An 8,797-nucleotide genomic window follows, 5' to 3' on the forward strand; every position below is an offset into this window, starting at 1 on the left:
TGAACAGCACCGACATGCCGTGCTTCTTCTGCAAGTCGGCGATCAGCTGCAGGATCTGCTTCTGAATCGTGACATCCAGCGCCGTGGTCGGCTCGTCGGCGATCAAGAGCTTGGGCTCGCAGGCGATGGCGATGGCGATCATCACCCGCTGCTGCTGGCCGCCGGACAGCTCATGCGGGTAGCTCTTCACCCGCTTCTCCGGCTCCGGCAGGCCCACTTCGCGCAGCAGCTCCACCGCCCGCTTCCACGCCGCGCCGCGGCTCAACCCAGCATGCAGCGTCAACGTCTCGACGATCTGCTCGCCGACGGTGAACACCGGGTTCAGCGAGCTCATCGGCTCCTGGAAGATCATCGCGATGTCCTTGCCGCGCAGCCGGCGCAGCTCGGACGAACTCAGCTTCAGCAGGTCGCGGCCGTCGAAGCGCAATTCGGACGCCGGATCGATCTCGCTCGACTGCGGCGGCAGCAGCTGCATGATGGCCATCGACGTCACCGACTTGCCGGAACCCGACTCGCCCACCAGCGCCACCGTGCGGTGCGCCGGGATGTCGAAACTGACGCCCTTCAGCGCCTCGAAGCGGCCGCCGTCCTCCTGGCGGAAACTCACCCGCAGGTTGCGGACCGACAGCAAAGTCTTATTGTTGCTCATGGTGTGATCCTCACTTTACCTTCGGGTCCAGCGCGTCGCGCAGGGAATCGGTCAGCATGCTGAAGGCGGTCACCAGCAGCGACATGAACACCACCACCATGGCCAGCTGCCACCAGTAGCCCTGCATCAGTTCCTCCGGCACCTCGGACAGCATCGAGCCCCAGCTCACCTGGCGCACATCGACGCCGAAGCCGAGGAAGGACAGGATCACCTCGTACTTGATCAGGCCCACCATCAGCAAGGAAAACTGCACCAGCAGCAGGTGGGAGACATTGGGCAGGATGTGGACGAACATCCGCCGCGCGCTGCTGGCGCCGATGGCGTCCGCCGCCTGCACGAATTCGCGCGAGCGCAGCTTGATGAACTCGGCGCGCACCAGGCGGAAGGTGCCCGGCCAGCTGGTCAGCGACAGCACCAGGATCACCGTGCCCAGGCCGCGGCCGGCCACCGCGGCGAAAGCCAGCAACAGCAGCATGTCCGGCATCGCGGTGAACACGTTGTAGAACCACATCAGGAAATCGTCGACCTTGCGGCCAAGGAAGCCGGCGCAAGCGCCCAGCGACGCGCCGATCACCACCGACAGCAAAGCGCCGAAGAAACCGACGAACAACGAAGTGGACGTGCCCTTGACCACCTTGTCCAGGATGTCGCGGCCGCGGATGTCCGCGCCGAACGTCAGCGACTCCGCCTTCTTCACTTCCGGCACCACGTACTTGTCGCGGTTCTTCATCGCCGCCTGGGTTTCCGCCCAGATCGGGTCTTCCTCAGGGCGCAGGCCCGTGCCGGTGACCGTCTCGGCTTTTTTCGCGCCAGAGGCCCGGGCAGCATCATGCGCCTGCTGGTACAGGAAGGTGGGCGGCGCGTAGGACACCGCCACCTCGGCATTCCAGCCGCGTCCGATCAGTCCCACCCAGCTGCACAAGGCCAGCAGCATGAAGCCGGTCACGATCCACAGGCACGCGAAACCGATGCGGTCGCGCTTCAAGCGTTGCCAACCCAGCGCCCACAGGCTGCGGGACGGGACGGCGGCCGGCGCGGCGCCGGCGGTATTCTGCAATGTCGTCATCGTCTCTCTCCCCTTACTTCAGCTGGACGCGCGGATCGATCCACTTGTACAGGACGTCCGCCAGCAGGTTGAACACCATGGCCGCGGCGGCGATGGTGATGGTGATCGCCTTGATCACCGGGAAGTCGCTCTTGTCGACGGCGTTCAGCAGCTCATTGCCCATGCCCGGAATGCCGAAGAAACGTTCCAGCAGCATCGAGCCCAGCATCAGGAAAGGCAGCGACATGGTGATGTTGGTGACGACTGGGATCAGCGCGTTGCGCAGCACGTGCTTGAACAGCACGCGCGACTCGGGCAAGCCCTTGGCGCGCGCGGTGCGCACGTAGTCGTGGTTCAACTCCTCCACCACGAAGCTGCGATAAAAGCGCACGCTCGGCGCCAGCGCCACCAGGATGCCCAGGATAAGCGGCAACGGCAGGTAGACCAGCAGATTGGTGGCCAGGCTGCTGTCGTCCCACCCCATCACGGGGAACCAATCCATCACGAAAGCAAGCTGGTATTGGCCGACGATGATGTAGACCAGCGAACTCACCGACATCGCCACCGTGCAGATCATGGTGACCAGGCGGTCGGTCAGCGTGCCGCGGAAATAGGCGACGGCGACGGCGATGGGCAGCGCGGTCAGCAGCTCCAGCACCAGCAGGCTGCCGGCCAGCGTCAGCGACGGGCCGACCCGATTGGCCAGCGTGCCGGAAACCGACTGCTGCGTGGCCCAGGAATTGCCAAAGTCGTAAGTGAACACCTGTTTGACGAACAGCAGGAACTGCTCCGGCAGGCTCTTGTCCAGACCCAGCTGCACGCGGATATTGGCCAGCATCTCCGGCGTCAGGCGCTTGCCTTCCAGGATGAAGGTGGGGTCGCCGCCCACCCAGTTGAACAGCACGAACACCAGCAGCATGACGCCCAGCATGGTGGGGATCATCTGCCAGAGCCGGCGAATGATGAATGCGAACATGTTTTTTCCTTGCTCCGTCGGGCCATCCGGCGGAAACGAACTAGATGGGACTCAATGCCGGGCGATATCGACGTAGCGCCAGAAGCCGCCGACCGTGTAGATCGGGTGGGGCTTATAGCCGAGCACATAGCCATGGGCCAAAGAGTTGGTGAAGCGAGTCACGCCCAAGACGTAGGGCTGATAGGCCGCCACCACCCGGTTCATCTGCTCGAACTTGGCTTCGCGTTCCGGCCCGTTGGGCAGCAAGCGCGACGCTTCGAAAAGCTGGTCAAACTTGGGCCGGCTGAAGGCGGACAAATTGCTGCCGCTGGCGATGCTGTCGGTCCACAGCTCAATCATGGTGTCGTCGCCGTCAGGCATCGAAGCCGTCCCGCCCAGACTCCACATCTGCAGCTTGTGGCCATAGGCGCTCTTCAGGTTCTCGTTCCACTTGGCCACCTTGAAATTCACCCGGATCTTGAGGCTGTCGAATGTCTTCTGCCAGATCTGGTTGAACTGCTTGTCCAAAGCCGAGGCCTGGGTCGCCTGGGTGATCTGCAGCGGCTTGCCATTGGGCAACGTGCGGTAGCCGTCCGGCCCGATCTTGTAGCCGAACTGGTCAAGCAGAGCGTTGCCCAGCGCCGGGTCGTACTTGACCTCGCCACGAAAGCCCGGGCTGGAGCCGGACATGCCAGTCGACACCGCGCCCTGCATCGGCACCGCCTGGTTGCCGTAAATGAGAGGCACCACTTCTTGCTTAAGCGGATACGCCAGCGCGATCGCGCGGCGCAGCGCGATCTTGTCCTTGCCGTATCCGCCGACGACTGGATCCTGCATGTTGAAATAGGCGTAGGTCACGTCCAGATTCAGCACGTGGGACAGCTTGATGCCCCGCTTGGCCAGCACCGGATTCAACGAGGTCTGGAAGGGATCGTTGTCCGTCACGTGCAGCGCCGTCTTCATCGCGGCCTTGGGCACCGCGACCACATCCAGTTGTTTGTTCAGGAATGACAGCCAGCGCGGCTGATCCTCCTCGATCACGCGGATTTCCACCCGGCCGACCGCCGGCAAGGTCTTGCCGGCCATCTCTCTGGCGATCTCCTGGTCACGCGGGTCGCTGCCCGGCTCGCCATCGAACACCATCTTGCGATAGCCCGGATTGGCCACCAGCACGATCTTGCTGCCCTGCTTCCATTCTTTGAGCATGAATGGCCCGGTGCCGACCGGGTGGGACATGGTGTCTTTGCTGTAGGCCTCGATCGCCTCGCGCGCCACCGCGCCGAACTGCTTGGCCGCCAACGTGTACTGGAAAATGAAGTTGGTCTTGGTCAGCGTCAGCCGCAAGGTGTAGCGGTCCAACACCTGGATGCCGGGAATCGGCGCCGCGTAATCGAACTTGCCGGTCTTGCTCGCGCGCTTGCCGGCCTCGGCCAGGCCCAGCACCCAGTCGGTCATCATGTTGGAGACCGGGGAGTTGACGACGGGATCGGCGAAGCGTTTGAAGGAGTAAGCGTAGTCCTCGGCAGTCAGCTCGCGCTTCTTGCCCTTGAACACCGGGTCGTCGGCGAAATAGATGCCGGGCTGGATCCGTATCGTGTACACGCGGCCGTCAGCCGAGACCTCCGGCATCGCCGCCGCGGTATTGGGCTTCATTTTCAGCGGCCGGGCCAGGTAATCGTATTTCAGCAGCGGCTCGAAAATGTTTTCGATCACACCGATCGAATACACATCATTGACCTTGCCGGGATCAAAACCGGTTTCCGGCGCGGGGATCGACACCCGGAGCACTTTATTGGGGTCGGCTGCGTGAGCGGACAGCGCGAACGAGCCGCCCAGTATCAGCATGGGCAGCCATTTCAGGTGCGTCATCTTGAATTGTTCTCCTTCGTAGCGCGGGGCCTTCCCGGCCCGCTTTATTCTTTGCGCCCGCCATCGCCAACTGCCGCAGCCATGACAAGCGCGAATGAATGTAAAGCCAATTCGCTACGCGGATCAACAAAAAAATATCAAGATGGCATCAGGAAAATTCAATTAAGGACTTGGATGCCTCATGTCGCGCCGCGGCAAGCGCCGTCGTACCAGCGCTGGGGCAGGAAACGGCGCAGGAACCAGAACAGCTTGGTGGGAAAGGTCACCCGGTAGCGGGCGCGTGGCCGGCGGCTGGTGACAGCCCGCCACACGGCCTCCGCCACCGCGCTGGCCGGCAGTGTGAACGGCGCCGCGTGGCCTTCTTTTTTCAGCCTTTCCAGCTGCTGCTGATAATTGTCGCGATGCACGCTGCCGTCGATGTCAACGTTTTTCAAAAAGCGCGCCAGCGCGTTGGGGCGGAAGCGGCTTTCAATCGGCCCCGGCTCCACCAGCGCCACGTGGATGCCGGTGCCGTGCAGCTCGTGCCGCAAAGTGTCGCACAGGCCCTCCATCGCGAACTTGCTGGCGTTGTAGGCGCCGCGCCAGCGCATCGCGGCGAAGCCGAGAATGGAGCTGTTGTAGACGATACGGCCATGGCCCTGGGCGCGCATCACCGCCATCACCGCGTTGGTCAGCTCCCACGGGCCGAACAGATTGGTCTCGAACTGCTCGCGCATCGCCTGGCGCGAAATGTCCTCCACCGCGCCAGGCTGGCCGAAGCCGGCGTTGTTGAACAAGGCGTCGAGCCTGCCGCCGGTCCGCGCCAATACCTCGTCCAGCGCCGCGCGGATCGAGCCGGCGTCGTCCACGTCCAGCCGCAGGCTTTCGAATCCCTCCGCGCGCAGGCGCTCCGCGTCTTCCTGTTTGCGGCAGCTGGCGAACACTCGCCAGCCTTTCTCGCGGAACCACTTGGCCGTGTGATAGCCGATGCCGCTGGAGCAGCCGGTGATCAGGATGGTGCGGGCGGATTCGGACATGTCGGGCCTCGGGAAAGAAAGGGAGCCGCCACCCTACACCATTCCCCGCCGCGCCGAAACCGCCCCATTTGACGCACATCGGCCGGAGCACTGTCGTTTTTCATCGGAATTGGACTAGAATGTCGGCCTGACACGCACGAGGAACTCCGCCATGGCAAAAGCCGCAAAAGCGCCGGCCAGCTTCGAAACCGCGCTGGCCCAGCTGGAGGACATCATCCAGGCGATGGACAGCGGCGACATGCCGCTGGAAACAGCCCTTGCCTCCTACAAGCAAGGCACCGAATTGATCAAGTTCTGCCAGGGCAAACTCGCCGACGCGGAACAGCAGCTGAAAATCCTGGAAAACAACGAACTGAAGGCGCTGGATCTGCCCAATGGCCAATGAAACCTTCATCGGCTGGATGACCTCCATCCAGCAATACATGGAGCAGGCGCTGGAAAAGTTGCTGCCGTCGGCCGACTGCGCGCCGCAACGCCTGCATGAGGCGATGCGCTACGCGACGCTGGAAGGCGGCAAGCGCGTGCGCCCGCTGCTGGTGTTCGCCGCCGGCGAGTTGGTCGGGGCGGAGCCAGACAATCTGGCCCGCATCGGCGCGGCGCTGGAGATGGTCCACGCCTATTCGCTGGTGCACGACGACATGCCCTGCATGGACAACGACGTGTTGCGCCGCGGCAAGCCCACCTGTCACATCGCCTATGACGACGCCACCGCGCTCTTGGTAGGCGACGCGCTGCAAACCCGCGCCTTCGAGCTGCTCTCCCAGCCGATGCCCGGCATCGCCCCGGCCAACCAGCTGGAAATGGTACGCATCCTGTCCCACGCCGCCGGCCACGCCGGCATGGCGGGCGGCCAGGCGATAGACCTGGCCAGCGTCGGCCTGCCGCTGACGCTGCCGGAGCTGGAATTCATGCACATGCTGAAAACCGGCGCGCTGATCCGCGCTTCGGTGCTGGCCGGCTCGATGGCCGGCCGGGAGCTGTCCGGCGCGGAGAAAGAGGCGCTCGACGCCTTCTCCAAGCGCATCGGCCTGGCCTTTCAGGTGGTGGACGACATTCTGGACTGCGAGGCGGACACCGCCACGCTGGGCAAGACCGCCGGCAAGGATGCCGCCAACGACAAGCCCACCTATGTCAGCCTGCTGGGCCTCGCCGAGGCCAAGCGGATGGCGAAGGATTTGCACGACCAGGCCTTCGCCGCGCTGCAGGGCTTCGGCCCGCAGGCGGACCGCCTGAAACAACTGGCCGACTACATCGTCGCCCGCTCGTTTTGAACCGCTCGTGAAAAACAGGGCGGCCCACCGCCCGGCGAGCCCAGCCGCAGAACCAGAACAATGTACTCTCTGCTTGAAACCATCAACAGCCCTGCCGACCTGCGGTTGTTGCAACGCAACCAGCTGCCGCAGCTGGCGCGCGAACTGCGCGAATTCCTGGTTGAAACGGTCAGCAAGACCGGCGGCCACTTCGCGTCCAATCTGGGCAGCATCGAGCTGACCATCGCCCTGCACTATGTGTTCGACACCCCGCATGACCGCCTGGTGTGGGACGTGGGCCACCAGACCTACCCGCACAAGATCCTGACCGGCCGCCGCGAGCAAATGGGCAGCATGCGCCAGTTCGGCGGCCTGGCCGGCTTCCCCAAGCGCGAAGAGTCCGAGTACGACACCTTCGGCGTCGGCCACTCGTCCACCTCCATCGGCGCGGCGCTGGGCATGGCGGTGGCAGCCAAGACGCTGGGCGTGGACCGCAAGAGCGTAGCCATCATCGGCGACGGCGCGATGACCGCCGGCCAGGCCTTCGAAGCGCTGAACAACGCCGGCGCGATGGACACCGACTTGCTGGTGATCCTGAACGACAACGACATGTCGATCTCGCCCAACGTCGGCGCGCTGAACAACTATCTGGCCAAGCTGATGTCCGGCCGCTTCTACGCCGCAATGCGCGAGGGCTCCAGCAAGGTGCTGGGCATCGCCCCGCCGCTGAAGGAGATCGCCAGCAAGGTGGAAGAGCACGTCAAGGGCTTCTTCACGCCGGGCACGCTGTTCGAGGAATTCGGCTTCAACTACATCGGCCCGATCGACGGCCACGATGTGGACGTGCTGGTGGACACGCTGAAGAACATCCGCAGCCTGAAGGGCCCGCAGTTCCTGCACATCGTCACCAAGAAGGGCCAGGGCTACAAGCTGGCGGAGAACGATCCGGTCAAATACCACGGCGTCACCAAGTTCGACCCGGCCAACGGCCTCGCCGGCGGCAAGAGCGGCGGCGGCAAGCCGCAATACACCCAGGTGTTCGGCGACTGGCTGTGCGACATGGCCAAGCTGGACAAGCGCCTGGTCGGCATCACGCCCGCGATGCGCGAAGGCTCCGGCATGGTGCGTTTCGAGAAGGAACACCCCGACCGCTACTACGACGTGGCGATCGCCGAACAGCACGCGGTCACCTTCGCCGGCGGCATGGCCTGCGACGGCCTGAAGCCGGTGGTGGCGATCTACTCCACCTTCCTGCAACGCGGCTATGACCAGCTGATCCACGATGTGGCGCTGCAGAACCTGCCGGTGCTATTCGCGCTGGACCGCGCCGGCCTGGTCGGCGCCGACGGCCCGACCCACGCCGGCGCCTTCGATCTCAGCTACCTGCGCTGCATTCCCAATATGACAGTGATGGCGCCGTCCGACGAAAACGAATGCCGCCAGCTGCTGTACACCGCCTTCCAGCTCGACACCCCCACCGCCGTCCGCTACCCGCGCGGCACCGGCCCCGGCGTGGAGATCCAGCAGCAGATGGAAGCGCTGCCGATCGGCAAGGGCGTGGTTCGCCGCCAAGGCAAGAAGATCGCCATCCTGGCCTTCGGCAGCATGGTGCACCCCGCCCTCGCCGCCGCCGAGCAGTTGGACGCCACCGTCGCCGACATGCGCTTCGTCAAGCCGCTCGACACTGAGCTGATCCGCGAACTGGCGCAAACCCACGAGCTGATCGTCACCGTCGAGGAGAACGTGGTGATGGGCGGCGCCGGCTCGGCCTGCCTGGAGGCGCTGCAAGCTATGCGCGTGGCAACTCCCGTGCTGCAACTGGGCCTGCCGGACGATTACGTCGAGCACGGCGATCCAGCGCTGCTGCTGTCGCTGTGCGGTTTGGACGCCGCCGGCATCGAGAAGAGCATCCGCGAGCGCCTGGCCGGCTGATGGCCTCGCTGCCGCTGCCCAGCCTGGAAACCCGGCTGCAACTGCATGCGGAAACGGCGCTGTCGCTGGTTTGCGCCGCGC

At 64.3% G+C, this 8,797-nt stretch carries 8 protein-coding genes; 3 read left to right on the plus strand and 5 right to left on the minus strand.

Going from position 1 to position 8,797, the window contains the following annotated elements; translation table 11 throughout:
* The 5 genes from ACY3GB_RS03500 to ACY3GB_RS03520 form a co-directional block, all read right to left on the minus strand.
* Positions 1-649 (minus strand): ATP-binding cassette domain-containing protein (locus ACY3GB_RS03500; RefSeq protein ID WP_463087513.1); only part of this gene is annotated, 649 nt, incomplete at its 3' end.
* Between the two features lie 10 nt (positions 650-659).
* Positions 660-1,715, minus strand: a complete 1,056-nt coding sequence (locus ACY3GB_RS03505; RefSeq protein WP_463087514.1) for an ABC transporter permease — start codon at positions 1,713-1,715, stop codon at positions 660-662.
* A gap of 13 nt (positions 1,716-1,728) precedes the next feature.
* Complete coding sequence (locus ACY3GB_RS03510; protein WP_021476072.1) at positions 1,729-2,670, minus strand: ABC transporter permease; 942 nt, start codon at positions 2,668-2,670, stop codon at positions 1,729-1,731.
* Between the two features lie 51 nt (positions 2,671-2,721).
* Positions 2,722-4,518, minus strand: coding sequence for an ABC transporter substrate-binding protein (locus ACY3GB_RS03515; protein WP_463087515.1), 1,797 nt, complete (start codon positions 4,516-4,518; stop codon positions 2,722-2,724).
* 179 nt (positions 4,519-4,697) lie between these two features.
* Positions 4,698-5,534, minus strand: a complete 837-nt coding sequence (locus tag ACY3GB_RS03520) for an SDR family oxidoreductase (protein ID WP_463087516.1) — start codon at positions 5,532-5,534, stop codon at positions 4,698-4,700.
* 151 nt (positions 5,535-5,685) lie between these two features.
* Here ACY3GB_RS03520 and ACY3GB_RS03525 point away from each other — a divergent pair, with 151 nt between their 5' ends.
* Genes ACY3GB_RS03525 through dxs form a run of 3 tightly spaced genes read left to right on the plus strand, consistent with a single transcriptional unit; the run spans position 5,686 to position 8,716 of the window.
* The gene (locus tag ACY3GB_RS03525) at positions 5,686-5,919 is read left to right on the plus strand and encodes an exodeoxyribonuclease VII small subunit (RefSeq protein WP_434635028.1); all 234 of its coding nucleotides are present in this window, start codon (positions 5,686-5,688) and stop codon (positions 5,917-5,919) included.
* The gene (locus ACY3GB_RS03530) at positions 5,909-6,805 is read left to right on the plus strand and encodes a polyprenyl synthetase family protein (protein ID WP_463087517.1); all 897 of its coding nucleotides are present in this window, start codon (positions 5,909-5,911) and stop codon (positions 6,803-6,805) included. The genes ACY3GB_RS03525 and ACY3GB_RS03530 overlap by 11 nt, the downstream gene beginning before the upstream one ends.
* A 60-nt stretch (positions 6,806-6,865) precedes the next feature.
* Positions 6,866-8,716: a 1-deoxy-D-xylulose-5-phosphate synthase gene (gene dxs / locus ACY3GB_RS03535; RefSeq protein ID WP_463087518.1), complete on the plus strand. Its 1,851-nt coding sequence runs from the start codon at positions 6,866-6,868 to the stop codon at positions 8,714-8,716.
* The last annotated feature ends 81 nt before the right edge of the window (positions 8,717-8,797 follow it).

It is taken from the genome of Chromobacterium sp. Ag138, from assembly GCF_055181315.1.